This window comes from Phaeobacter sp. JH20_29 (genome assembly GCF_048056175.1).
Classification (GTDB): domain Bacteria; phylum Pseudomonadota; class Alphaproteobacteria; order Rhodobacterales; family Rhodobacteraceae; genus Phaeobacter; species Phaeobacter bryozoorum.
The window spans coordinates 1-26582 of the sequence record NZ_JAYMWO010000003.1; the positions used below are offsets into that span (position 1 = coordinate 1).

The following is a 26582-nucleotide window of genomic DNA, read 5'->3' on the forward strand; positions in this document are numbered from 1 at the left end:
AAAAAAACGGGCGCTGCTGGCCTCCGCCGCCTGTCTGATCGCCTCGGCCTCGGCTGCGCTGGCGGCCAGCGGTTTGTCGCAGATCACATGAATGCCCGCGTTGAGAAAGGCGATGCTGGGACCTGCGTGCAGATGGTTGGGTGTCACAATGGCAACCGCATCGATGCCATCGTCGCGCCCGGCCTCGGCGCGGGCCATCTCGTCATAGCTGGCGTAGCTGCGATCCGCGGCGATCCCCAGCTCTGCGGCGCTGGCCATCGCGCGTTCCGGGTCTGATGACAGCGCGCCGGCAACCAACTCAAACCGGTCGTCCATCCGGGCAGCAATCCGGTGCACCGCACCGATAAAGGCACCCTGCCCGCCCCCGACCATCCCCAGTCTGAGGCGCGTCCTGCGATCCGTCGTCATAGTCCCAGCATCTCCCGAATTGTCTTCCTGTCGCGTTCGCCGTCGGCGCAAGCTCAAAGGCCGTGTCGGTGCCCTCGATCAGATGGCGCGTGAAAACGGGTGCGCCTTTTGGCAACCCGTTACTGTCGGCAATTTCAGCCAGCACTCCGATACGAGCGCTGCCCAGCTGTCATAGCCCTATTGCCACCGTTTGGGAAATACTCCCGTAAAATCAACCGGCCTCTAGCACGGCCCTGTAGCACGGAGCGCGAAAGCGGCAGGCGCCGCTGACGGCCGAAGCGGCGCCGCCTGATGCGGTGGTCCGCCGGTCTGGCGGCGGCAGGGCGGTCCGGTTGCTCAGAACAGGAGGTCGGCGGTTTCCAGTTCGGCCCGCGTGACATCTATCAGGGTCAGGGTGCTGCCATCGGCAAAGGTAAAGACGAAATCATCCCCCGATTGCGCCCCGAAAGACAGCGCCTGGTCCCGGCTGGTGAAACCAAATTCGCGCAGGGTCAACTGGTCCTCCTGCGCGTCGAAATCGGCGATACGATCATTGCCGCGACCGCTGACAAAGATAAAGACGTCACTGCCGGCACCGCCGCGCAGCAGATCGTCGCCCATACCGCCGTTCAGCGTGTCCCGACCCTCGCCGCCAGCAAGGCTGTCATTGCCGCTGCCGCCAAAGGCGCGGTCGTCCTGGGAGCCCATTGCGATCTGGTCGCTGCCGCCCCCGCCGTTCACGCGGTCGGCGCCGCCGCCAGCAAAGACGATATCATCGCCACGTCCCGCTCCGATCGTGTCGTTCCCGAGGCCGCCATAAACAGTATCGTCTCCAACGCCCCCCCGCAGCGTATCCTCACCCGTGCCACCGTGCATGAAGTCATTGCCGCTGCCGCCGTTCAAACGGTCATTGCCGTCGCCGGCGACCCCCCGGTCGTTTCCGGACCCTAGGAAGAGCTGGTCGTCCCCGTCGCCTCCGCGCAGCGTGTCCACACCGCTGCCGCCGCTCAGAAGGTCCTCGCCCCGGTTGCCGGTGATGCGATCATTGCCGCCGCCGCCGTTGATGGTGTCATTGAAGTTGGTGCCGCCGATGGAGTCATCGTCGTCGCCAGCCGACATATCCAGCGGCCTGCCGCCTGTTGATCCGCCTCCCGGCGCTGGCGCCGGGTTAACGTTGATCGTGACTACGGCCATATCTGACAAGGCATTGTCGGTACCGCCAGCAATCTGCACGCCGATCTGACGGTTGCCGTCGGTTGGCGCGCCGGCTGCGGCGTTGTCATATTGAAGGGCCCGCAGCAGGGTCTGGATCGTCGCGGGTGTTGCACCGGAGGTGAGGGTGATGACCAGATCTTCACCCGCGCCGCCGGTGCCGGTTGCCACGATGGTTCCGACGAGCACACCGCCGACGGAGACCACCGAGCCGTTGGCCTGACCGGCAGAGAGCGACACGGTGCCGCTGACATCGATGAGGAGCCGATCCTCGGCCTGCATCCCGCTCTCGAAGGAGACGGTCAGCGTGCCGGTATCAAAATCGGCGCTATCCGCGTCGCTGACTGTCAGGTCCCCCGCCACATCAAGAGCTGTGGCGCTGTCACCCTCGGTAAAGGTGAAACTGTCGCCGTCGAGATTGCCGATCACCGGAGGGGTGCCGGTCGCATTCAGGAGGAAGTTGACGCTGCTATCCTGATCGCCACCGTTGGCAGTGCCATCGGCATCATTCAGCGTCAGGGTGAAATCCCGCGCGCCGACCGTGGACGGGGCCTCATAGGTGATAGACCGGATCAGGGTCTGGATCGCCGCGTTGGTCGCATCGGCGGTGCTGAAGTTGATGGTCAGATCCGAACCGCCCTGCCCATCATTGGTGATATCCACCGTGCCAATGGTCACGCCGTTGACCAGAACAGTCTCTCCTGCGGAAAGGCTGGCATCGCCTCCGGCAGTCACAATCGTGCCGTCAACGCCCCAATTGCCATTTGTGGTGCCTGAATTCTGCGAAATTGTCAGCTGGCCGCCGTTGTAATCGCTGGAATCGAGGTTGGACACCGTCACCGCGGACAAACCGCCAAGGCTCTGGGCGCCGGTTCCGACAACAACCTGGCTCGTCGCATGGTAGTGGGCATTGCCGATCACCGGGGCATCGTTCACAGGCAGCACGTTTACCGACGACGACAGCGTCAGCGGGGCGCTGTTGGCGTTGCTGCCGGTTGCACTGCCGCTGTCGGTCAGGCCGGTGATGGTGACAACACGGCTGCCCCCGGTCGGGGTTTCGGATGTGTTGCGATAGGTGATGGTGTCAACCAGCGTCTCGGCCGCGGCGGTGCTCAGCGTGCCGCCGGTCAGGGTGACGGTTGCGGTATTGCCCAAGACGGATACCGTCGCAGTCAGGCCGTTGCTCGCGGTGGTCAGCGTGTTGGCATCCGTCAGCGCCAAGACACTGCCGTCGATCGTCAGCACCTCCGCCGCGCCGTCGGCGATATTGGTGACCGTCAGGCTGAGAGTGGTCAGCGTCTGCCCCGCCTCGACGGTGTCGGCGCTGACGGTGTTGAACAGATCCGCTGCCGGGTCGCCTTCCACAAAATTCGGATTGCTGCCGGTTGCGACCAGCGTCGGCGCATCATCCGTGGCCGCGACGGTCACGGTCAGCGTCGCAGTGTCGGAGCTGATGCTGGTGCCGTCGGTGATGGTGAGACCCAGCGTCCGGTCATGGGTCGCCGGGTCATCGCTGCTGTTGTCGTAGGAGAGCGCGCCGACCAGCGTCTGCACCCGGGAGGGGGTCGCATTGGCGTTGAAATTGATGCCTAGGGTTTCATTGGCGCCACCGGTCGCACCGTTGGCCAAGGTGCCGATCACCACGCCGCCCACGCTGACGGAGGAGGCCGCTGTCTGCCCGGCAGACAGTGTGACGGAACCGCTGGTGTCGATCAGCAGGCGATCATTGGCGGTCTGTCCGCTTTGGAAGGCAAGGCTCAGTGTGCCGCTGCCCAGATTATTATCGGCATCGCTGATCGTGACATTGCCGCCGGTATCCAGCGCCACCGCGCCGAGGTTCTCGACAAAGGCGACGGTATCGCCGGCCAGATTGGCAACCACGGGTTTGTTGCCAAGGATCATCGAAAAATCGACCGAGGTGGACTGCGCGCCGCCATTGGCCGTGCCGTCGTTGTCATCCAGGCTGAGGGTGAAGGTCTGCGCACCGGTCCCGGCCGAGGCGCCCCAGGCGAGATTGCGGATCAATGTCTGGATTCGGGCATCGTCCGCATTGGCGGTGAGGTTGATTGCAAGCGTGTTGCCGCCCTGCCCGTCCTCGGTTGCATCGACGGTGCCAATGGTCACGCCACCAATCTGAATGGTTTCATTGGCCGCAATGCCCCCGTCACCGCCCGATGTCACCGTAGTGCCGTCGACGGAGAAGCTGCCGCTTGCGGTGTTGTTGCTGTCCTTGTCGACAATCCGCAGGACGCCGCCGCTGTAATCGGGCGAATCTGCATTGGCGAGAGTGGCGTCGGCGCCAGCATCGATCAGCGCAGATGCGCCAGGTGTCAGGACGCCCTGATCCCCCGTCAGATTTGCCAGCACGGGAGCGTCGTTGACGGCGGTGATCGTGACCGTGCTTGTCACGGCCAGGGCGGCGGTGTCATCGCCGCTGTTTGCCGTGCCGCCGCTATCGACAAGCTCGGTCACGGTGACCACGCGATTGGCGGTTGTTGTGGGATTATCTGATGTATTCCGGTAGGTTATACCATCTACGAGTGTTTGAAGCGCCGCAGGGCTGAGGGTACCCCCGGTGGCGGTGATGGTGGCGGTGCTGCCGGTTACGGAGACGCTCACCGACAGGGAGTTGGCGGCACTGACAAGAGCGGCGCCATTTGTCAGGGCCACGTCGGTGCCGTCAAACGCCAGTATTTCATCCGCGCCGTCGGCGATATTGGTGATGGTCAGGGTCAGGCCCGTGATCGTCTGTCCGGTTTCAACCGTGCCGGAGGTAACGCTGTTGAACAGGTCAACCGCCGCGCCGCCCTCAACATGGGTTGGGTTGCCGCCGGTAGCAGTCAGCGTTGGTTCGTCGTTGACGCCGGTATTGCTCACCGTGACCGCGCCGGTAGCGGAGGCGATCCCGCCGCTGCCCTGGCTGCCCACATTGCCGTCCGAGAAGGTCCAGTCCAACTGGACCGAGGCATCCGGGTCATTGCTGGTGTTGCTGTAGGTCACCCGCTGCAACACGTCGGTCACCAGAGCGGTTGTCGCCGGGGTGGCGAGGGAGGTGAAACTGATCGTCAGCGTACCGCCCACCTCGGCAAATGTCGCAAAGCTCTGCCCGCCGCTTTGCAGCATATTGCCGCTGACCGTGAACAGAGCCCCGGTCATATCAAAGCCGAAATCATCCTCGAGATCGGTGCCGCCGTTGCGGGCGATGGTCAGCGAGGCACCGCCGAAATCGCCATTGCCGCCATTCAGGCTGGCCAGTTCGGTGTCGGCAATGGTGGCGGTGCTGTCCAGAACAACGGCGCTGCCGCCTTCGACAAAGGTCGGCGTGGCATCCAGACCGGCAAAGACCGGGGCGTCGTTGACGCTGGTGACAGTAATACTGGCGGTATCGCTGATGGCGGAAAACGCGCTTGTACCGCCGGTCACGCTGGCGTCCGCGACGCCGCCGGCAGAGCCGGTGGAGCGATCCCAGGCGCGGATGGTGATGGTGGCGGTGCCGGAATAATCCGCATTTGGCACAAAGCGGATCAGATGGGTAGCCGCGCCCGCCAGCGACCCGTCCAGCAGGCGCGCAGCGCTTGTTAGATCGACCGATGTGCCGGTGGTGGCGGTGAAATTCGTCCAGCTGGTTCCGTTGTCGAGGGAATATTGCCAGATCCCGTTGGTGTTATCGACCGCAGTCACCGCAATCGCTTCGACCGGGCTGCCATCGACATCGGTCACGCTGCCATCGGACACGATGCTGGCAACGCTGTCACCTGTGTTATTGGCGTTGTTGCTGGCGTCGTCGTCGCCATCAGCGGAGGAGCCATCGTCATCGCCTGCGTCCTCGGCAATGGTGCTGAGCACGGGCGACGCCGCGGCGTCGAGCACCGGCGCGTCATTCACCGCCGAAATGGTGATACTGACCGTATCGGCGCTGCCATTTGTGGTGCCGTCGTTGGGGGTGACGGTCAGAACCGCAGTTGTGGTGTCATTGCTGGCGGTGGTGTAGCGAAGTTTTGACGTGTCGTTCAGATAGGTATTGAGATCAGCGGCCGACCCCTGCAACGTCATCGACCCGGTGCCGGAATTTGCCACGGTCACACCGGCGGTTGTTCCGTTGCCATCGGTCGTGGCGATGGTGCCGCGATCCACGGCCAGGGTCAGGGTTATGGTATCGCCGTCGGCGTCAGATATATTGTAGGCCGACAGGTCAATCGCCGTCGCAACATCCTCTGTCGCAGTGTCATCTGGCGGTGTCCCGCCCAGCAGCGGGGCGTTATTGGCTGAAACCACGGCCGTGTCGACGGTCATGGTCAGGACCGCGAATTCCTGGAAACTGGGTTCATTGGTGTAATCGACCGCAATGCGTCGCACCGATCCCCAGGCTGCATCCGCGTCCCAGTCGCCGCTGCCGATGCTGTATGACACCAGTGCATTGGAACCGGCCGCAGCCCAGGTCAGCGTATCTGAGACGATTTCTGTCCCGCTGCTGTCAAAGCCACGGATGGTGAAAGTCTGTGAGGTGATGCTCTGCGCCCGGCCGAGCACCCGAAACCCCTCGAAACTGAAATCGCCATCACCGGCCAGCTGAAATCCGTTGCTGTCATCGTTGTAGAAGGCACCGTCCATTGCGCCGATGGTCCCGCCCTCGACAGCGCCCACCGCCAGGTTCTGCGCGCCGCGCATGTTCAGATTGGTGAAGGTGCTTGAACCCTCGCTGCCGTCACCAAAATCAAGCGTCAGCGTCAGCCCGGGGAAATCCGCGATCCCGTCGCTGCCATCGGTCCAGGCGTCCTTGTTGTTGCCGCCATTTGTATAGTTGCCGTAGTTCAATACAGTGGACAGAACTGCCGGATAGGCCGCCTGCGCCACTGCCGAAATCCCGATCGGGGTTGAGATCGCGCCGATCTGCATCTCCAGATCCCAGTCGCCGCCCAGCTCGGCAGCGCCGGTCAGTGTCCGCGATGCGGCAACATTCGCGCCGGTCGCCTCGGCCAGGGCAGCGACGAAGGCTTCGCCTTTGGCAGTTGCGGCCACCTCGCAGCCATAAAGCAGGATATCACCACCGGGATGCAGCGCCCGGCGCAGCACCTCCATCACCTCAGGGTACCGGGCGAGCGTGGCCTCGGTCACGGTTTCGTCACCGATTAACAGCGCGCCGTCTTCGCCGTGGGACATGATATGCAGCGCCGACAGACCGCGCACTGCGCTGAGGGCCTCTGCGATCTGACGCAGGCCGGACCCGTTGCGGGTCAGATAGATGACGGTTGCGTCATCCGGCAGATCGAGATGCAGGGTCTGACAGTGGTCGACGGCGGAATCAATAACGAAATACTGGGTATCAATCATCTGAGCGCTCTGAGATTAAAGCTTACAATCCAAAGGTATGATCAGTCGTCTTGCTCAACCTATAGGATATCGAGGTTAATCAATCGGTAATGGCCAAATTATGTGGCAAGCTTATTAAAGAGTTCTTGCATCCAATATGCCAATCGTGCGGGGCGATGACTTTTTTTACGATAGGGGACAGCGCTGGGTCCGACCCAAAGGATCACGAACCGGGACGGCGCCGCAGTGCCGGGACGGGCCAGGCGCTGGTGGCTTCATGCCAGCTCTGCCGGGCAGCGGGCCGGAAGGTCAGCCGTTCAGCACCGAGGCGCTGCCTGCCAGCACCTCCTGAACCAGCGGATTTGGAAAACGGCGCCGCAGGGTGACCGCATAGAAGGTCTCGCGAATGCGGGGGTGCTCCTCGGCCTCCAGCAGCCGCCCCGAGGACAGCTCATCCTGCACCACGATAGGGGCCACCAGCGCCAGGCCGATATCCTCGCGGGCCAACAGCCGCATCATCGCCATGTCATCGACCTCGGCAGCCACCTGCGGCACCACCGACAGGCGACTGGCCATGGCATCAAAGGCGGTCCGCACCGTATTGTCGGTGGTCGGCAGCACAAAGGGATGGGTGGTCAGCAATCCGCGGATCGGCAGGCGTGGATCCAGCCGCGCCGGGGTGCCGACGATGCTCACCGCCTGATCCCCGATCTGATGGGTTTCATAGGGGGTCAGGCTGTCGTCGGGAGGTTCGCGGTTCATCAGAACCAGATCGAGGTTCAGCGTTGCCAGCCCCTCCAGCAACTCGGTTGGGCTGCCGGAGCGCAGGATCACCTCGACATCGCTGCGCGCCAGCATGGGCCGCAGGAACCCGATCTGAAAGTTCCGCGACAGTGTGGCCAGCGCACCCACCCGCAGCGCCTGACGGCTGCGCTCGCTGCCTTCCAGCGTGGCAATCAGCTCCTGCCCGGTGGCAAAGATCGCATCGGCATGATCCAGCGCGATACGCCCCGCCTCGGTCAGATGCAGCTGCCGTCCGCGCCGGTCGAACAGCGGATGGCCCAGCCGCTCCTCCAGCTGTTTGATCTGCACAGAAAGCGCCGATTGCGACAGATTCAGCCGCTGCGCGGTGCGGGTCAGATTGCCGTCATGGGCGACGGCCCAGAAATAGCGCAGATGATGATAGTTCAGGGGCATTCATTCGTTTTAATAGAACGATAAGGCCATAACAATGAATTTTTATTAATCAAAGATCCGCGCTACCTGTCTCGTTGACGCAGCGTCCCCTGCTGCATGTGAATACGGGAGCCTTTCATGTTCTATCTGTTTTTGCCGCTCTTGGCCCCGATGCTGCTGCTGGCCGTCGCCCTGCGGGCGCGCCGGACACCGGGTCTGCGGCCGGGTCATCTGCCGCGTCTGGCGGAACATGCCGCGCTGGCGGCCTTTGCCATCTCGGCGCTGTCTGCGGTGCTGCTGGGCCTGAACGGTCCGGGCAGCTCGCCCTTGCTTGGCCTTTTTGGAGTTGGGCTGTCGGTGCGGCTGGATGTGGTCAGCGCCGTGATGCTGTGTCTGGTCAGTTTCATCGGCTGGATCGTGCTGCGCTACAGCGCCACCTATATGGACGGCGAGGGCCGTCAGGGCGCCTTTACCGGCTGGATGAGCGCCACGCTGGCCGCGGTTTTGCTGCTGGTAATGTCGGGCAATCTGGTGCAGCTGCTTCTGGCCTGGACCGCCACCAGCCTGTGCCTGCATCAGCTGCTGCTGTTTTATCGCGAGCGCACAACGGCGCAGCGGGCCGCGCGGAAAAAGGCGCTGGTGGCCCGGGCCAGCGAAATGTCACTCGGCCTCGCTGTCGCGCTGCTGATTGCCGCCTATGGTACCAGCGATATCGCCAGCATTCTTGCCGCTGCCAGCCCCGATCTGCTGACCCTTGCCGCCGCCGGGCTGATCGCGCTGGCGGCGGTGCTCGCCTCGGCGCAGTTTCCGGCCCATGGCTGGCTGACCGAGGTGATGGAAGCGCCGACGCCGGTCTCCGCCCTGCTGCATGCAGGCGTCATCAATGCGGGCGGCTTCCTGCTGATCCGTTTTGCCGATGTAATGCTGGCCGCGCCTGCGGTGATGGCGGTGCTGGTGATGCTGGGCGGGTTTACCGCGCTGTTCGGCGGGCTGGTGATGCTGACGCAGCCGGCCGTGAAGACCTCGCTGGCCTGGTCCACCATCGCGCAGATGGCCTTTATGATCATGCAATGTGGTCTGGCGCTGTTTCCGCTGGCGCTGCTGCATATCGTGGCGCATTCACTCTACAAGGCGCACGCCTTTCTCAGCGCTGGCGAGGCGGTGGCCAATGTCGCCGCGATCCGGCGCCCCGGTCCCGTCGCAGTGCCAAGCGCGCGTAATGTGATGCAGGCCTTTGGCATCGGCATCGTGATCTATGCGCTGGTTGGAGCGGTCTTTGGCTTTGACGGCAAATCGGTGCAGGCAATTGCGCTGGGGGTGATCCTGATCTTTGGCGTGGCCTATATTCTGGCGCAGGGGCTGGCCGATGCCGCCCCCGGTGCGCTGACCCGGCGCACGGTGATCTATGCGGCGGCCACCTCTGTCAGCTATTTCCTGCTGCAACTGGCGGCGCTGAAGCTGACCGCCGGCACCCTGCCTGCCACCCCTGCTCCCGGCCCGCTGGAATGGGCGCTGATCCTGCTGGCGCTGGTCAGCTTTGGCGCGGTGGCCGTGGCGCAGGCGACTTTCCCGCTCTGGGCGATGCACCCGGCGGCAGCGGGGCTGCGGGTCCATCTGTCCAACGGGCTTTATGCAAATGCGATTTTTGACCGACTGCTGGGCGGCTGGTCAAAGCAGACCACATCCTGAAACCGGGAGATCGACCCATGTTGATGAAGCACGAAACCTACCCCGCCGCCCTGTTGGAGCTGGTCACCTGCGCCAATAGGGCCGCCCGCGCGATCCCGCCGCTGTTCCCGCTCACCTCCAGCGTTGCGGTGAACCCCTTCCTCGGCCAGAGCGACGAGCCGCTGGCGGTGACCTCGGCGCGGCTGGCGCGGGTTGCGGGCACACGGGTGACCCCGGACCGCAGCCATTGGGCGGCGAAACGGGCCGCCGGAGACCTCACCGACAGCGATCTGCGGGCCGCATTGGCGCGGGTCGGCACCCGCTTCAGCGATGTGCAGATGGCCGATCTCCATGCGGCACTGGGCGCCACGGACACCAACGATGACCCAAGAGCGCTGCCGACGGTGGCGGAGCTGGCGCAGGAGCTGTCCGGCGTCGACTGGCCCGGCCTGATCGAGGAACGCATCGGCGCCTTTGCCGCCAGCCATTTCGATCAGGGGCAGGCGCTGTGGCAGCCGGACCGGACCGGCGGCACCTATGCGGCCTGGCGTCAGTTTGCCAGCCGCGATCTGACGCCGGAAATCCACGGGCTGCACGGGTTTGGCGGGTTTGTCGCTGCTACCAACCGGTCACATTGGCGCGCCATCGGACGGGCCTCCGAAACGCTGGGCGTCAGCTCTGCGGCCGCCGAGACCGGGTTTCACCGCTGGCTGATGACACTGCAAGGCTGGGCGCAATATGGCCGCTACCTGTCGTGGCAGGCCGAGCTGGAGGGCAAGAGCGACACCACCACGGTTGAGCTGTTGGCGATCCGCATGGTGTTTGACGAGGCGCTGTTCCACCAGTATCGCGACCAGATCGCGGCCCGCTGGCAGGAGGTCGTCGAAAGCCACGAAACCCCAATCACCCCAAGCCGCGATCAGGTGATCGACGCCATTCTGCAAGAGGCAGGCGAACGGGCGGCGCAGCGGCAACTGGCCGGCAGGCTGACCGTCGCGACCCCGGAGCCAGCGGCAGAGGCAAAGGCCACCGATCGCCCCCTGTTGCAGGCCGCCTTCTGTATTGATGTACGGTCCGAAGTGTTCCGCCGCGCGCTGGAAGCACAGGACAGCGGCGTGCAGACACTTGGGTTTGCGGGCTTCTTCGGGCTGGCCGCGGCGCATAACGCAGCGGGCTCCGACGTTACCGAAGGGCGCGGCCCGGTGCTGCTGAGCGCGGGCGTCCAGTCGCGAGCGGCGGAACCGGCGGAGCTTGACCTTGCCCGGCGCTATGCAGCGCGGGCGCGGCGCGCCTGGGGCCGGTTCAAACTGGCGGCGGTCTCCTCCTTTGCCTTTGTCGAGGCCACAGGCCCGGTCTATGCGGGCAAACTGCTGCGCGATGCCTTTGGTGCCTGCAGTCGTCTGGCCACGGATCCGGCGCCGGTGCTTGATGCTTCAGTGGATCTGGACCACCGGGTTGAGATGGCCCGGACCATCCTGTCGGCGATGTCGCTGACCGGTGGCTTTGCCCCGGTTGTGATGCTGGCAGGCCATGGCGCGGATGTGACCAACAACCCCCATGCAAGTGCTCTGCACTGTGGCGCCTGCGGTGGCCATGCGGGTGACGTGAATGCCCGGTTGCTGGCCGGGCTGCTGAATGACCGGGCGCTACGCGGCGGACTGCGCGAGGCAGGGATCAGCATCCCCGAGGACACCGTTTTCCTGCCCGCGCTGCATCACACCACCACCGATCAGGTCACGCTCTACGAACAGGATCTGCCCGCTGGTGCTGCCACCCGTTTTGCCCGCGAGCTGGCAAATATCCGTCGCTGGATCGAGGCCGCAGGCGCTCTGGCCCGCAGCGAACGGGCGGTGCGGCTGCCCCGCGCAAGCGCTGGTGCAGACATCCTGCGCCGCTCCTCCGACTGGGCGGAACTGCGCCCGGAATGGGGGCTGGCCGGTTGCCGCGCCTTTATCGCCGCCCCGCGTCAGCGGACCGAGGGCCGGGCGCTTGACGGGCAATCCTTCCTGCACAGCTATGACTGGCGGGCGGATGAGGGCTTTGGCGTGCTGGAGCTGATCATGACCGCGCCGGTGGTGGTCGCAAGCTGGATCAGCCTGCAATACTACGGCTCCAGCGTGGCCCCCGCCCTGTTCGGTGGCGGCAACAAACTGTTGCACAACGTCGCCGGTGGCATCGGTGTGCTGGAAGGCAATGGCGGCGCGCTGAAACCCGGTCTGCCCTGGCAATCGGTGCATGATGGCGAGGCGCTGCAACATGACCCGCTGCGGCTGACCGTGGTGATCGAGGCGCCGCGCGATGCCATGACGCAGATCCTGGACCGCCACCCACAGGTGCGCGCCCTGTTCGACAATGGCTGGCTTCATCTGATGGCGATGGACGATCAGGGGCATCTGGTCTGGCGCTACGAGGGCGATCTTAACTGGTCACGCATGGAAGCCGACGAGAGCACGGCCAACTGCGCGGCGCTGGAGATTGCTGCCGAATAGGCGGATCACCCCGAGCCATGGAACACCGATCTGCGCCGCCCCGGCCAATATCCGGGCGGCGCAGATTGCATATCGCCGGGGGCGCCGCTGAGTTCGGATCAGTTCAGCGAGACCCAGAGCACCTGCGCGTCCTCTTCACTGGTCGAAACGCAGCAATGGCCCATGCCGCTGTCGTAATAGACCGTATCGCCGGCCTTCATCGGCAGCGGGCGGTAATGTTCGGTGTAAAGAACCAGTTCACCGCTGATCACGAACATGAACTCCTCGCCACTGTGGCGAATCCAGCTTTCGAACTCCGACACGTCACGCGCCTTGATGCGGCTGATATAGGGCAGCATCCGCTTGCTGGTCAGCTCGGTGCATACCAGTTCGTGGTCGTAGGTCTGGGTTTCCTGATGCTCTCCCGCGCCCTTGCGGGTGTAGTCGCGCCGCCCGGAGATATCGCTCTTGGCGGATTGCACAAACAGCTGCGGCGTCTGCAAATCCAGCGTCTGCATCAGGCGGCGGATGATCTCGAAACTGGGGCGGGTCTGGTTGTTCTCGATCTTCGACAGGGTGGAGCGGCCGATGTTCGCGGCCCGCGCCGCTTCCTCCAGCGTCAGCCCCTTCTCCTTGCGGGATTCGCGAATCATTTTCCCCAGCGCATCACCATCGGGAGCCTCGGCAAACTCCGTCGCGGGGGCGCCGTCTTCCGCGTTGATGGGTTCCATGGGCGTGCAATCTCCTGAGTTTCCCAATGTTTACCCTTCCCCCGGTGATAGGTCAAAGTTTCTATGTAAAAGCAATCGTTGCTTATCGTGGAAAAGTTTCTTAAAGGAAACACACGGGAGAGTTAGGGGCTGTTTTCCCCTGACAGACAATAGTGAGGGGCAGAGATGAGCCTTTATGATCGGATCGTTATCGGTGACGGCCCTGCGGGCTATGTCGCGGTGGACAAACGCTTTTCAACCTCGATGCCTGCTATCGCCAAGACCGGTCCCGAAGGTGCCTTTGTCGGCAAGCGTAAGGAGGCCGTAGGATGAACGTCCCCATGCCGCGGCTCCGCCACCCGGAAAAATCGAAAAAGGCCGATAGCGAGATCCCCCGCAAACCGAAGTGGATCCGCCGCAAGAAAATCGAGAGCGCCGAGTATTTCGAGACCCGCCGCCTGATGCGGGATCACAATCTGACCACCGTCTGCGAAGAGGCCGCCTGCCCCAATATCGGCGAATGCTGGTCCAAACGTCATGCCACCATGATGATCATGGGCGAGATCTGCACCCGCGGCTGTTCCTTCTGCAATGTCTCGACCGGTCGCCCCGATGCGCTGGACGCCTTTGAGCCCGGTCGGGTGGCACAGGCGGTCAAGAAACTGGCGCTGCGCCATGTCGTGATCACCAGCGTTGATCGCGATGATCTGGAGGACGGCGGCGCGGCGCATATCGCCCAGACCATCCGCGCCGTGCGCCACCAGACCCCCGGCACCACGATTGAGGTGCTGACCCCGGATTTTCTGGGCAAGGGTGATGCCGCAAAGATCGTCTTTGACGCGGCCCCGGATGTGTTCAACCACAATCTGGAAACCGTCCCACATCTCTACCCCCGTGTCCGCCCCGGTGCGCGGTATTACAGCTCGCTGCGGCTGCTGGATGACGCCAAACGCGCCAATCCACAGGTTTTTACCAAATCCGGCCTGATGGTCGGCATGGGAGAAACCCTGGAAGACCTGCGTCAGGTGATGGATGATCTGCGCGCTGCGGACGTCGATTTCCTGACCGTGGGACAGTATCTTCAGCCCACCCCGAAACACCATCCGATTGATCGCTTCGTCACCCCGGAGGAGTTTGAGCAGATCGAACGCATGGCCCGAAGCAAAGGGTTCCTTGGTGTCTCGGCGACACCTCTGACCCGCTCTTCCTTTCACGCGGATGAGGATTTTGCGGCGCTCAAGGAAGCCCGCAACAGGCAGCTTGGCGACAGCCTTGCGGGGGGTGCCGACTAACGGACCACCCCTCGGGCCGGGATTGCCCCGCGACTGGTGGGTCGCGGCAGGAGGGGCAGGACCGGGAAATCGACTTGTCATCGGTCGCGAACCGCAGCAAAGGCCGGGACAGGCACTCATAGGCCAAGGACCACCACCCAAAGGGAGGAAAATTATGGAAGTTTTGAATTCGATTGTGGGCTATATCAACGGGATCGTCTGGGGACCGCTGATGCTGGTCCTCATTCTCGGCGTTGGCCTGTTCTTGCAGATCGGGCTGAAGCTGATGCCCATCCTGCGCATCGGCACCGGCTTTGCCCTGCTGTTCAAGGGCCGCGAGGCCGGAGATGGCGAGGGCCAGATCACCCCGTTTAACGCGCTGATGACCGCGCTGTCGGCCACCATCGGCACCGGCAATATCGCCGGCGTTGCCACCGCCGTGTTCCTCGGCGGCCCCGGCGCGCTGTTCTGGATGTGGATGACCGCACTGGTCGGCATGGCCACTAAATACTCCGAAGCCGTGCTGGCGGTAAAATACCGCGAACAGGACAGCCAGGGCAATTATGTCGGCGGCCCGATGTATTACATCAAGAACGGGCTTGGCGCGAACTGGGCCTGGCTCGGCTTTGCCTTTGCGCTGTTCGGGGCAATCGCCGCCTTCGGCATCGGCAATGGTGTCCAGGCCAATGGTGTGGCACAGGTGCTGGAAACCAACTTCGGCTTCAACCCCTCCATCACCGGTATCGTGCTGATGGTGCTGACCGGCGCCGTGATCCTTGGCGGCATCACCCGCATCGGTGCGGTGGCCGGGAAACTGGTCCCCTTCATGGCGGTCAGCTATGTCACGATCGGCCTGCTGGTTCTGATCATCAACGCCGATCAGCTGGGCCATGCCTTGGGTCTTGTCTTCACCTATGCGTTCACCCCCTCGGCCGCTGAAGGCGGCTTTGCCGGGGCCGCTGTCTGGGCAGCAATCCGCTTTGGTGTGGCCCGTGGCGTGTTCTCGAACGAAGCCGGTCTTGGCTCCGCCCCGATCGCCCATGCCGCAGCTGAAACCAAAGGTCCGGTAAATCAGGGCCTGATCGCCATGCTGGGCACCTTCATCGACACCATCATCGTCTGTTCCATCACCGGTCTGGCCATCATCGCCTCCGGCGCCTGGACCTCGGGCGAAAGCGGTGCAGCGCTGACCTCGCTGGCCTTTGAAACCTCCCTGCCCGGCTTTGGCGGCTATGTGATCGCCATCGCGCTGTCGATCTTTGCCTTTACCACCATTCTGGGCTGGTCCTACTATGGCGAGAAATGCGTCGGCTATCTTCTGGGTGCCAAGGTGCTGATCGGCTACCGTGTGCTGTGGATCGTCGCGATCTACTTCGGGGCCACGGCGGATCTGGGCTTCATCTGGCTGCTGGCGGATACGCTGAACGCGATGATGGCGATCCCGAACCTGATCGCCCTCGCCCTGCTGAGCCCGGTCGTCTTCAAGGTGACGAAAGAGTTCTTTGCCTCCAACGGGCAGACCGAAGAGCCGAGCAAAGGCGCGGCAGAATAATCAAGACCAACCGACATCGGGGCGCGGCAGGCGTCGCGCCCCGGCTTTTCAACCACATCAATTCAAGGGCAAGACGCTATGACCGACGCGCCGAAACGTACCCCGCTCTATGACCTGCATGTCGCCCTCGGCGGCAAGATGGTGGATTTTGCCGGCTGGGAAATGCCGGTCCAGTACCCCATGGGCATCATGGGAGAGCACAAACAGTGCCGCGAAAAGGCTGCGCTGTTCGATGTCAGCCACATGGGCCAGGTGATCCTGCGCGGCGACAACGTCGGCGAAAAGCTGGAGGCGCTCTGCCCGCAGGCCTTTGCCACCCTCAAGGAAGGCAAGGCACGCTATGGCTTCTTCACCAATGACGATGGCGGCATCATGGACGACCTCATCGTCTCCAATGCCGGCGATCATTACTTCGTGGTGGTGAACGCCGCCCTGCGCCATCAGGACATCCCCCATATGAAGGCGCATCTCGACGGTGTCGAGGTGACCGAGATCTTCGACCGCGCGCTGGTCGCCGTTCAGGGCCCGGCAGCCGAAAATGTGGTGGGCGACCTTTGCCCCGCCGCCCGCGAGATGACATTCATGGAAACCATCCTTGCCGATATCGACGGCGTGGAATGCCGCATTTCCCGCCTCGGGTACACCGGCGAAGACGGCTATGAGATTTCCATCCCCGAGGCTGACGCCGAACGCATCACCAGGCTGTTCCTGGCCCATGACGATTGCGAACCCGCCGGTCTGGGCGCGCGCGACTCCCTGCGTCTGGAGGCCGGTCTCTGCCTTTATGGCAATGACATCGACCAGTCGACCTCCCCGATCGAGGCCTCGCTGGCCTGGGCGATCCAGAAACGCCGCAAGGAAGAGGGCGGCTTCCCCGGTGCCGCCCGCATCCAGAAAGAGCTGGCCGAGGGGGCCGCGAAGAAACTGGTCGGCATCAAACCCTCCGGTCGCGCGCCCGCCCGTCAGCACGTTGAAATCCAATGCGCCGACGGCAATACCATCGGTGAAATCACCTCCGGCTGCTTTGGCCCCACCGTCGGCGGCCCGGTCGCCATGGGCTATGTCGCCGCGCCGCATGGCAAACCGGGCGAACAGGTCAAGCTGATCATCCGTGGCAAGCCCCATGATGCAGAAATCACCGCGCTGCCCTTCGTCACCCAGAACTACAAACGTTAAGCTCCAGGAGTACCCGAGATGACCACCTATTATTCCGAAGACCACGAATGGATCACCGTCGAGGGCGACACCGCCACGCTCGGCATCACCAAACATGCCGCCGAGCAGCTGGGTGAAGTTGTCTTCATCGAGCAGCAGGGCAGCAGCGAGGAATTTGAAAAAGGCGGCGAGATCGGCGTCATTGAATCGGTGAAGGCCGCGTCGGAAATCTACGCCCCGCTCGATGGCGAGATCACCGCCATCAACGAGACTCTGGCCGACAACCCCGGCGCCCTGAACGAAGACCCCGAAGGCGCGGCCTGGATCTACAAGATCAAACTCTCCGACACCTCGCAGCTGGAGGATCTGATGGATCTGGACGGCTACAAGGCGCTGATCGGCTGATCCTGCGCGGCGGATCCGGCAACCGGCTCCGCCGCATCTTCTGGCTCTAAATATCCCCGCCGGAGGCTCCCGCAGCCTCGGCAGGCGACCCCTCGCAACAGGAGCGCTCCACATGGCCTTCAAACTGACTGATTACGAAGCTTATGATTTTGCCAATCGCCGCCACATCGGGCCCAGCCCGCGTGAAATGGCCGATATGCTCAAAACCATCGGTTTCAACACCCTCGATGAGCTGATCGACGCCACCGTGCCCCCCGCCATCCGCCAGAAAGAGGCGCTGGACTGGGGTCCGGCGATGACCGAACGCGATGCGCTGTTCCACATGCGAGAGATCGCGGGCAAGAACAAGGTGCTGACCTCGCTGATCGGTCAGGGCTACCACGGCACCACCACCCCGGCGCCGATCCTGCGCAACATCCTGGAAAACCCCGCCTGGTACACGGCTTACACGCCTTACCAGCCTGAGATTTCGCAGGGTCGTCTTGAGGCGCTGCTGAACTTCCAGACCATGGTCAGCGATCTGACCGGCCTGCCGGTGGCCAATGCCTCGCTGCTCGACGAAGCCACCGCCGCGGCCGAAGCCATGGCGATGGCCCATCGTGGGTCGCGCTCCAAGGCGAATAACGCGGCCTTCTTCGTGGACAAGAACTGCCACCCGCAGACCGTCGCCGTGATCCAGACCCGCGCCGAACCTCTGGGCATCGACGTTGTTGTCGCCGATCCCTCCGAACTGGAGGCCGCCGCCGTCTTTGGCGCGATCTTCCAGTATCCCGGCACCCACGGCCATGTCACCGATTTCAGCGACCAGATCGCCGCCCTGCATGACAACAAGGGCGTTGCGGTTGTCGCGGCGGATATCCTGTCGCTGGCGCTGCTGAAATCCCCCGGCGAAATGGGCGCCGATATCGCCATCGGCTCGACCCAGCGGTTCGGCGTCCCGATGGGCTACGGCGGCCCGCACGCGGCCTATATGGCGACCACCGACAAGCTGAAGCGCTCCATGCCCGGCCGGATCATCGGCGTGTCCGTCGATGCCCGCGGCAACAAGGCCTATCGCCTGTCGCTGCAAACCCGCGAACAGCACATCCGCCGCGAAAAAGCCAATTCCAACGTCTGTACCGCACAGGCGCTGCTGGCGGTGATCGCGTCGATGTATGCGGTCTACCACGGCCCCGATGGCATCAAGGCGATTGCGCAATCCGTGCACCGCAAGACCGCCCGCATGGCGGCTGGTCTGGAACAGGCCGGGTTCAAGGTCGAACCGGAAGTCTTCTTTGACACCATCACGGTTGAGGTGGGTCACCTGCAGAAAACCGTCATGGAAGCCGCTGTTCAGCGCGGCATCAACCTGCGCCGCGTCGGCGAAACCAAGGTCGGCATCTCGCTCGACGAACAGACCCGCGCCGAAACCATCGAGGCCGTCTGGGGTGCCTTTGGCATCGACCGCAAGGACGACAGCTCCAACAAGCAGTACCGCCTGCCCGAAGCCATGCTGCGCGAGAGCGCCTATCTCACCCACCCGATCTTCCACAAGAACCGGGCCGAGGCCGAGATCACCCGCTACATGCGCCGTCTGGCTGACCGCGATCTGGCGCTGGACCGTGCGATGATCCCACTTGGCTCCTGCACCATGAAGCTGAACGCGACCATCGAGATGATCCCGGTCACCTGGCCGGAATTCAGCAACCTGCACCCCTTCGTTCCCGAAGATCAGGCGCAGGGCTACCATGAGATGATCGCCGATCTGAACGACAAGCTCTGCCAGATCACCGGTTATGATGCGATCTCCCAGCAGCCGAACTCTGGCGCGCAGGGCGAATATGCAGGCCTTCTGACCATCCGCAACTACCACGCGGCAAACGGTCAGGGTCATCGCAACGTCTGCCTGATCCCGACCTCCGCCCATGGCACCAATCCGGCCACCGCGCAGATGGTTGGCTATCAGGTGGTTCCGATCAAGGCGGATGACAAAGGCAATATCGACGTCGCGGATTTCCGCGAAAAGGCCGAGAAACACTCGGACCACCTCGCCGCCTGCATGATCACCTACCCCTCCACGCACGGCGTGTTCGAGACCACCGTTCAGGAGGTCTGCCAGATCACCCATGAGCACGGCGGTCAGGTCTATATCGACGGTGCAAATATGAACGCGATGGTCGGCCTGTCCCGTCCGGGTGACATTGGCGGCGACGTCAGCCACCTGAACCTGCACAAGACCTTCTGCATCCCGCATGGCGGTGGCGGCCCCGGCATGGGTCCGATCGGCGTCAAGGCGCATCTGACCGAACACCTGCCGGGTCACCCGGAATACGGCACCGCCGTGGGTCCTGTCTCGGCAGCGCCCTTCGGCTCGCCCTCGATCCTGCCGGTCAGCTGGGCCTATGTGCTGCTGATGGGGGGGGCTGGCCTCACGCAGGCGACGAAGGTTGCGATCCTCAACGCCAACTACATCGCGGCACGTCTGAAGGATGCCTATCCGATCCTCTACACCTCCGAATCCGGTCGGGTGGCGCATGAGTGCATTCTGGACACCCGTCCGCTGAATGACGACGGCGGCGTGACCGTGGATGATGTGGCCAAGCGCCTGATCGACAGCGGTTTCCACGCGCCGACCATGTCCTGGCCGGTGGCGGGCACGCTGATGGTGGAGCCGACCGAATCCGAACCCAAGGACGAGCTGGACCGCTTCTGCGATGCCATGCTGTCCATCCGGTCGGAGGCGCAGGACATCATCGACGGCAAGATCGACGCCGAAAACAACCCGCTGAAGCACGCACCACACACCGTGCGCGATCTGGTCGGTGAGTGGGATCGCCCCTACAGCCGCGAACAGGCCTGCTTCCCTCCGGGCAACCTCGGTGTGGATAAATACTGGCCGGCGGTGAACCGCGTCGACAATGCCTATGGCGACCGCAACCTGATCTGCACCTGCCCTCCGATGGAGGATTACGCAGAGGCGGCGGAATAAATCCACGCCAAGACCCAAGGTGTCGCCGGTTCCCACCGGCGGCACCCCTATGCCGATCCATCCCGCTCACCGTATGCGAGGCAGACAGATGACACTTCATTCCCGGCCCCACGGCGATAGCGAGATTGCCCGCACCGGTGGCCGTGGCCTGCGTCACATTGATGTCGTCCTTCCCGACGGCGCGCCACGATCCCGCGCCCAGATCATCATCGACCTGTTCGACGCCGCAAACGATCTGCTGGACGGGGTGCAATACCGGGTGCGCGTCTGTGGTCTGGATATACTCGCCAGCGGCCCGGTTGCCGGTCGCGCCCGCGCGCTCGTGGTGTTTCTGGGCGATATTCACAGCCGCTGGCAGCTGAATGCCAAGGAACGCGCCCGCGTCAATCAGGTGATGCGCCTGTCAGAGCGCAGCGCCTTTGTCGGCGGTGCGGTGTTCCTGCTGGATGCGCTGGCGCGCGGCGGCGATCACCATCTGGCGATCCATCCGAATTTCCTCGCCTCGGCCGGGGAATGCAGCCTGCGTCAGGATCAGGACGGCGCCGCCACTGCCGCCTCCGGCACCGTGCATTCGGCGATTTGCAGTTTTGCCTCCCCGCATATGCTGCTGGATATCATCGCCGCCGACTGCGGGCGACTGGCCGCGAATGGCATGGCGCATTACCTCGGTCTTGATACCGGCAAACGCCCCAAGAAGAGCCGTATTGCGCTGAACCTAGAACAGAAATCCGCAGGCGACGGGCTGATCACCCAATGCCTCGCCGTGATGCAGGACCATATCGAAACGCCGCTGTCGGTGGCCGAACTGGCCGATATGCTGAATGTCTCCACCCGCTGCCTGCAACGGCGCTTTACCCGCCATTTTGAACGCTCGCCGCTCAGCGTTTACCGGTCCTTGCGGATCGAACGCGCCCATCAGCTCTTGACCCAGACCGATATACCGCTGCGTCAGGTCGCGGTCGCCACCGGCTTTGGCAGCTATCAGAGCCTCAGCCAGCACATCCGCGAAACCTATGGCCATGCGCCGGACGTGATCCGCCGCAGCGCCTTTCGCGGCCCGGCCCCGGACAGCCTGCGACAGAGCCGGATCCACCAGCCGCATAGCGCGCCGCTCTGATGCCGCTGCCGGGGTCCGGTCAGATCCGGTCCTTGATCCGATACCAGCCAAAGGCCAGCGGCAGCGACATCCGCCGCCAGCGGCCCAGCTCAAACCGGCGCAGCGGACGCTGCATCAGATCGGGATGCGGCAGGCGGCTGCGCCCCAGCGCCTGATCGGCGATCAGCGCCCCGGCATAAGGCGCCATACAGACGCCGCTGCCATGATACCCGAGCGCGGCCCAGGCGTTATCCAGCCCCGGCACCGCCCCGGCAAAGGGCACGAGATTGCGGGTCATACAGATCAGCCCGGACCAGAAATACTCCGTCTCCACATGGCGCCAGGCCGGGAACATCCGGTCAAAATCCGCCCGCGCGCGGGCTTTGGTGGCGGCGATATTCTCCTCGCTCACCCGCACCGATCCGCGCAGCCCCAGCAACAGCCGACGATCCGGCAACAGGCGCAGATAATGCAAAAGCGTGCGGCTGTCGCAGACCATTTGCTCACTCCACCAGCCCTGGTCGGCAATCTCGGCCTCGCTCAGCGGGCGGGTCACCATGATATTGGACTGAACCGGCAGATAGCGGCCCGCGAATGCACCCGGCAGATCGTCCGAAGAATAGCCATTGGTGGCAATCAGCAACCGCCTGGCGCGGACCTGCCCGTCGGCGACCCGCAGCAGATAGCCGTCACCCTGCGTGTCAATCGCCTCGACGGCACTGTCCGAATACATCCGCACCCCCGCCGCCTCTGCCGCGCGGGTCAGGCCAAGCACGAATTTCATCGGGTTCAGCGCAAACCCCACAGGCAGATGGACCGCGCCATGGAACTCCGGGCTGTTCAGCCCCTGCGCCGCCATGTCTTCCTTTGGTACAAATTCATACGGCAGATCATAGCGGCGGGTGTACTCCTGCCCATAGGCATGGAGCTCCTCCAGACGGTCCGCGCGATGCGCCACATAGGTGTAGCCCCGCGAATGGCGATCCACCTCCAGCGCGAACCGGTCCAGATACTGCTCCACCAGATCGACGGCCGCGCGTTCGGCATCAAAGAACCGGCGCGCATCCGGTTCGCCATAGCGGCGCAGAATGGCATCATCGGCCAGTTTGGCACTGCCCACCGAAACCAGCCCGCCATTGCGCCCCGAGGCCCCCCAGCCGGGCCGTTCGGCATCCAGCAACACCACATCGCCGCCGTTTTCGGCCAGGGTCAGCGCCGCCGACAGGCCGGTATAGCCGCCTCCGATTATGGCAAATTCCGCCGTCACCTCATCGCGCAGCGGCGCGTATCGTGGCGCCGGATCGGGCAGAAACCGGTTCCAGTACCGCGTCTGGATCGGGCGATCGGTATAGGCCAGAGGTTCGTAGATACGTTTCATTCGGGCGTGCCATCAGATGTCAGGTTCTGCGCAGAAGCTATCCGCAGCCCCCCCGGTGCCGTCAATCCCACGCGAACAGGCCGACCTCAGCCATGATAGCAGGCAATACGCCGCCCCTCGATCTCGCGCAGCGCCACCGGCGTCTGGTACAGCGCGCTGAGGGTCTCGCCCGTCGCAACCTCGGCAACCGGACCGGCAAAGGCGACGCGCCCCCCAGCCAGCGCCACCACATGATCGGCCCAGCTGATCGCATAGTTGAGGTCATGCAGCACGATCACGATGCTTTTGCCACGGGTATCGGCGAGACGGCGCAGCTGCGCCATCAGGTTGCGCGCATGGTTCAGATCCAGATTGTTGAGCGGTTCATCCAGCAGCAGCCAGTCGGTGTCCTGCGCATAGGCCATCGCGATAAAGGCACGCTGGCGCTGGCCGCCGGACAGCTCATCCAGAAACCGGTCGGTCAGATCGTCAAGCCCGAACTGCGCCAGCGCGGCGTCAATCGCGGCGTGATCCTGCGCCGTCAGCCGCCCCTGACTATGCGGCCAGCGCCCAAAGCCGACCAGATCGCGCACCCGCACCCGGCTGGCCACCTCCAGCTGCTGGCCAACCACCGCCATGCGCCGCGCCAGCTGATCCGGTCTGATCCCGCGCAGATCGCGACCCGACAGGGTGATCGCGCCGCCACTTGCAGGCATCTGCTGCGCAATCAGCTTCAGCAGGGTCGATTTCCCCGCCCCGTTCGGCCCGATCAGCGCGGTGATCTTCCCGGCAGGCAGGCTGGCATCAACCGCGTTCAGGATCGTCTTTCCGGCCAGTGTGAACGACAGGCCCGCCACGGTGATCATCTCAGTTTTCCTTTCAACAACAGCACGATGAACAGCAGCCCACCGCAGAATTCGATCACGATCGCAAGGCTGGACTGCAGGTCCAGAAGCCGCTCGAACAGGGTCTGCCCCGCCACCAGAACCAGCGCCGCAATCAGCGCCGAAGCAGGCAGCAGCAGTGCGTGGCGATGGCTTTGCATCAGGCTATGGGCAAGGCTGGTGACCAGCAGCCCGAGAAAGGCCAGCGGACCAACAAGGGCGGTAGAAACCGAAACCAGCGCCGCAATCACGCAGAGCAGCTGCAAATGCAGCCGGTCATACCGCACCCCCAGACTGCGGGCCTGATCGCGTCCCAAGGCCACGATATCCAGCAGCGCCGAGCGGCGCAGCAGCCACAGGGCAACCGGCAGGATCACCACCAGCGCCGCCAACAGGGCGGTCCGGTCGATACTGCCGAACTGCGCAAACATGCGCCCCTGCACCACGGCAAAGGCCGACGGATCCATCAGCCGCTGCAAAAACCCGGCCAGCGTCCGCAGCAATACCGCAATCACCACGCCAACAAGGATCAGCAGCTGGATGTCCCCCCGGGTCCGCCGCAGCAGGCTGGTAAACAACAGCAGCGCCGCCGTCATCATCACGGCGGTGTCCAGCGCAAACCCGGCAAATCCCGACAGCTGCACCATCCCCGCAAGGCCGAAAACCGCAACCAGCACCGATTGGGTCAGCAGAAACAGCGCATCGAACCCCATGATCGAAGGCGTCAGGATCCGGTTCTGACTGAGCGTCTGGAACAGCACAGTGGCCAGCCCGACCGCAGCCCCGACGCAGAGCAGCCCGGCCAGCTTCGTCATGCGCAGCCCAAGGATGTAGCGCGATGGGGCGCCCTCGGACCATGGCAGGCCCCAGCCGACAAAACCAACCGCCGCACCCATCAGCAGCCCCGCCAGCAGCAACAGGCGCCGGTCGATCCATGAGAAGGACAGGTCAACCATGTGCGCCCCGGCGCAGCAGCATGATGAGGAACAGCGCCGCTCCGAACAGCCCGAACACCGTGCCGGCCGGAATCTCGTAGGGCGCCCGCAGGACCCGCCCCAGCATGTCACAGATCAACAGCAGCCCGGCGCCGGTGGCCGCCACCACGGGCAGGCTTTCACGCAGATTGTCGCCCATGATCCGGGACACCAGATTGGGCACCACCAGCCCGACAAAGGGCAGCACGCCCACGGTGACAATCACCAGCGCCGACACCAGCGACACCACCACCACGCCAAAGCCCAGCACCTGCCGGTAGCGCAGACCGAGGCTCCGGCTGGCGACCTCTCCCAGACCGGCAATGGTGAATTGATCCGCCACCAGATAGGCCAGCACGGCAAGGACGCCCGCCAGCCACAACAGCTCGTAACGGCCTGACAGGACGCCGGAAAACTCGCCACTCATCCAGATCGCCAGATATTGCAGCAGATCGGCCTGAAACGCGACGAAGCTGGCGCAGGCCGCAAGGATGCCGCCATAAACCAGCCCCACCAGCGGAACCAGCAGGGGCCGCTGCGGTGGAATGCGCCGGGCCAGCGCCAGAAAGACCAACGTCCCGAGCAGCGCTGCAACCGCCGCGCAGAGCATCTTGGCAAAGATCGGCCATGCCGGCGCCAGCAGGGTTGCCCCCAGCAGCCCCAGCATCGCCGCCTCATTGGTGCCGGTGGTGCCCGGCTCGACAAATCGGTTGCGCACCAGCAGCTGCATGATCACCCCGGCAACCGCTATCGTCGCCCCGGTCAGGATCACCGCCAGCGTGCGCGGTATGCGGCTGACCAGCAGCAGCTGCGCCGCCCGTGGGTCGTCAAACAGTGCCAGCGGCGAGACCTGAGTGACGCCAATCGCGCAGCTCAGCACCGCCAGACCCGCCAGCAGCAGCAGACACAGGCCCAGCCGCCCCGCCGGTGATCCGCCCGACACGCGGGCTGGCGCCGCGGTTTCAGCCACCGCGCGCAAACCCGGCCAGGATATCCTCCAGCGTCGCGGTCATCGACTGGATGCCACCGCCTGCGATGTAGATGTTGGCGGAGTTCAGATAGATGACCTGACCTTTCTTCCAGGCCTCAGTGCCGGTCACCAGCGGATTGTCCAGCGTCGCGGCGGCGGCCTGATTGTCCTGCCCGATGGCACTGGCCCGGTCCACGACGATCAGCCAGTCGGGATTCGCCTCAGCGATATATTCAAAGGAAATCGCCTCGCCATGGGGCGCGGCCTCCGCCGCCTCAGCCGCCGCCGCGGCAGGTTGCTCGACCACCGCTTCGGGCAGGTTCAGCGCGTTGTGAATCCAGCCAAAACGGGACTCGCGGCCATAGGTTGTCACCTTCGGACCATTGGTCATCACGATCAGCGCGCGCCCCCGGTCGGCAACGGCGGCGCGGGTGCTCTCCAGCTTGGTCAGAAACGCCGCCTCAAGCGTGGCGGCCTGCGCGCTCCGGCCCATCAGCGCGCCATAGCTGCGCAGCCGTGACAGCGCGATATCCACATGATCAGCGCCCCAGATCGTCATGTCCACGGTGGGCGCAATCTCCGACAGCGCATCGACCTGAGCGGAGGACCGTCCGCCCGCAATGATCAGATCCGGCCCCAGCAGGGCAATCGCCTCGAAATCCGGCTCAAACAGCGTCCCGACCGGGGTCGCCTGCGCCTGCTCGGCGTTCAGATAATCGACATACAGCCGCGATGGCAGCCCGGCCATCGGCACATCCAGTGCCGCCAGCGTATCCGCAGCTGCAACATCCAGCACCACGAGGGCCTGCGGCTGCGACGGCACAGCCTGCGCGCCCCGCGCGGTGTCAAGAAGGGGTGTCTCCGGCCTGTCGTCATTGGCGGCAGCAGCGCCGACCAATCCAAGCACCAGCGCAGCAGTCAGCTGCAATCGCGTCCAATTTGCCATGTTCAATCCCGTCAGATGGAGGAAGGCTGGCGATATGGCTGGCTCAAAATCGCCCGCTTGTTAGGCCGGGACC

The 26582-nt window shown here is 64.0% G+C and carries 18 protein-coding genes; 9 read left to right on the forward strand and 9 right to left on the reverse strand.

Annotated features, from left to right (window positions below; genetic code table 11):
- The 3 genes from VWZ85_RS01315 to VWZ85_RS01325 form a co-directional block, all read right to left on the reverse strand.
- On the reverse strand, positions 1-408 hold a 408-nt coding region (locus VWZ85_RS01315; RefSeq protein WP_416539356.1), incomplete at its 3' end, for a Gfo/Idh/MocA family protein.
- A 336-nt stretch (positions 409-744) separates the two neighbouring features.
- Positions 745-6930, reverse strand: coding sequence for a DUF4347 domain-containing protein (locus VWZ85_RS01320; RefSeq protein WP_416586668.1), 6186 nt, complete (start codon positions 6928-6930; stop codon positions 745-747).
- Between the two features lie 288 nt (positions 6931-7218).
- Positions 7219-8106 (reverse strand): LysR family transcriptional regulator, encoded by an 888-nt coding sequence (locus tag VWZ85_RS01325; RefSeq protein ID WP_416586671.1) that lies wholly within the window; start codon positions 8104-8106, stop codon positions 7219-7221.
- A 117-nt stretch (positions 8107-8223) separates the two neighbouring features.
- Between VWZ85_RS01325 and VWZ85_RS01330 the strand changes: the two genes are divergently transcribed.
- A complete protein-coding gene (locus tag VWZ85_RS01330; protein WP_416586674.1) occupies positions 8224-9774 on the forward strand; it encodes a proton-conducting transporter membrane subunit in 1551 nt (516 codons plus the stop codon).
- 17 nt (positions 9775-9791) lie between these two features.
- Positions 9792-12242 (forward strand): YbcC family protein, encoded by a 2451-nt coding sequence (locus tag VWZ85_RS01335; RefSeq protein ID WP_416586677.1) that lies wholly within the window; start codon positions 9792-9794, stop codon positions 12240-12242.
- Between the two features lie 98 nt (positions 12243-12340).
- On the opposite strand, the gene VWZ85_RS01340 is transcribed toward VWZ85_RS01335, so the two are convergent.
- Positions 12341-12952, reverse strand: a complete 612-nt coding sequence (locus VWZ85_RS01340; RefSeq protein WP_416535336.1) for a helix-turn-helix domain-containing protein — start codon at positions 12950-12952, stop codon at positions 12341-12343.
- Between the two features lie 165 nt (positions 12953-13117).
- Here VWZ85_RS01340 and VWZ85_RS01345 point away from each other — a divergent pair, with 165 nt between their 5' ends.
- From VWZ85_RS01345 to VWZ85_RS01375, 7 genes are all read left to right on the forward strand, one after another.
- Positions 13118-13264, forward strand: coding sequence for a hypothetical protein (locus tag VWZ85_RS01345; RefSeq protein WP_340547809.1), 147 nt, complete (start codon positions 13118-13120; stop codon positions 13262-13264).
- Positions 13261-14223: a lipoyl synthase gene (gene lipA / locus VWZ85_RS01350; protein ID WP_416537881.1), complete on the forward strand. Its 963-nt coding sequence runs from the start codon at positions 13261-13263 to the stop codon at positions 14221-14223. The genes VWZ85_RS01345 and lipA overlap by 4 nt, the downstream gene beginning before the upstream one ends.
- A 154-nt stretch (positions 14224-14377) precedes the next feature.
- Positions 14378-15754, forward strand: a complete 1377-nt coding sequence (locus VWZ85_RS01355) for an alanine/glycine:cation symporter family protein (protein ID WP_416544817.1) — start codon at positions 14378-14380, stop codon at positions 15752-15754.
- Between the two features lie 78 nt (positions 15755-15832).
- Positions 15833-16930, forward strand: coding sequence for a glycine cleavage system aminomethyltransferase GcvT (gene gcvT, locus VWZ85_RS01360; protein ID WP_340547749.1), 1098 nt, complete (start codon positions 15833-15835; stop codon positions 16928-16930).
- 18 nt (positions 16931-16948) lie between these two features.
- The gene (gene gcvH, locus VWZ85_RS01365) at positions 16949-17314 is read left to right on the forward strand and encodes a glycine cleavage system protein GcvH (protein WP_416586681.1); all 366 of its coding nucleotides are present in this window, start codon (positions 16949-16951) and stop codon (positions 17312-17314) included.
- Positions 17315-17426: 112 nt separating this feature from the next.
- Positions 17427-20282, forward strand: a complete 2856-nt coding sequence (gcvP, locus tag VWZ85_RS01370; protein WP_416537884.1) for an aminomethyl-transferring glycine dehydrogenase — start codon at positions 17427-17429, stop codon at positions 20280-20282.
- Between the two features lie 88 nt (positions 20283-20370).
- The gene (locus tag VWZ85_RS01375) at positions 20371-21399 is read left to right on the forward strand and encodes a helix-turn-helix domain-containing protein (protein WP_416586683.1); all 1029 of its coding nucleotides are present in this window, start codon (positions 20371-20373) and stop codon (positions 21397-21399) included.
- A 19-nt stretch (positions 21400-21418) separates the two neighbouring features.
- On the opposite strand, the gene VWZ85_RS01380 is transcribed toward VWZ85_RS01375, so the two are convergent.
- From VWZ85_RS01380 to VWZ85_RS01400, 5 genes are all read right to left on the reverse strand, one after another.
- Entirely contained in the window at positions 21419-22756 is a 1338-nt protein-coding gene (locus VWZ85_RS01380) for an NAD(P)/FAD-dependent oxidoreductase (protein ID WP_416586686.1), read from the reverse strand.
- A gap of 86 nt (positions 22757-22842) precedes the next feature.
- Entirely contained in the window at positions 22843-23601 is a 759-nt protein-coding gene (locus tag VWZ85_RS01385; RefSeq protein ID WP_416537887.1) for an ABC transporter ATP-binding protein, read from the reverse strand.
- Positions 23598-24575 carry an iron chelate uptake ABC transporter family permease subunit gene (locus VWZ85_RS01390; protein WP_416586689.1) on the reverse strand — a complete coding sequence of 326 codons (978 nt, stop codon included), beginning with the start codon at positions 24573-24575 and terminating at the stop codon, positions 23598-23600. Before VWZ85_RS01390 ends, VWZ85_RS01385 begins: the two co-directional genes overlap by 4 nt.
- A complete protein-coding gene (locus tag VWZ85_RS01395; RefSeq protein WP_416586691.1) occupies positions 24568-25563 on the reverse strand; it encodes an ABC transporter permease in 996 nt (331 codons plus the stop codon). The genes VWZ85_RS01390 and VWZ85_RS01395 overlap by 8 nt, the downstream gene beginning before the upstream one ends.
- Positions 25556-26509, reverse strand: a complete 954-nt coding sequence (locus VWZ85_RS01400) for a siderophore ABC transporter substrate-binding protein (protein ID WP_416586694.1) — start codon at positions 26507-26509, stop codon at positions 25556-25558. Before VWZ85_RS01400 ends, VWZ85_RS01395 begins: the two co-directional genes overlap by 8 nt.
- Positions 26510-26582: the final 73 nt, after the last annotated feature.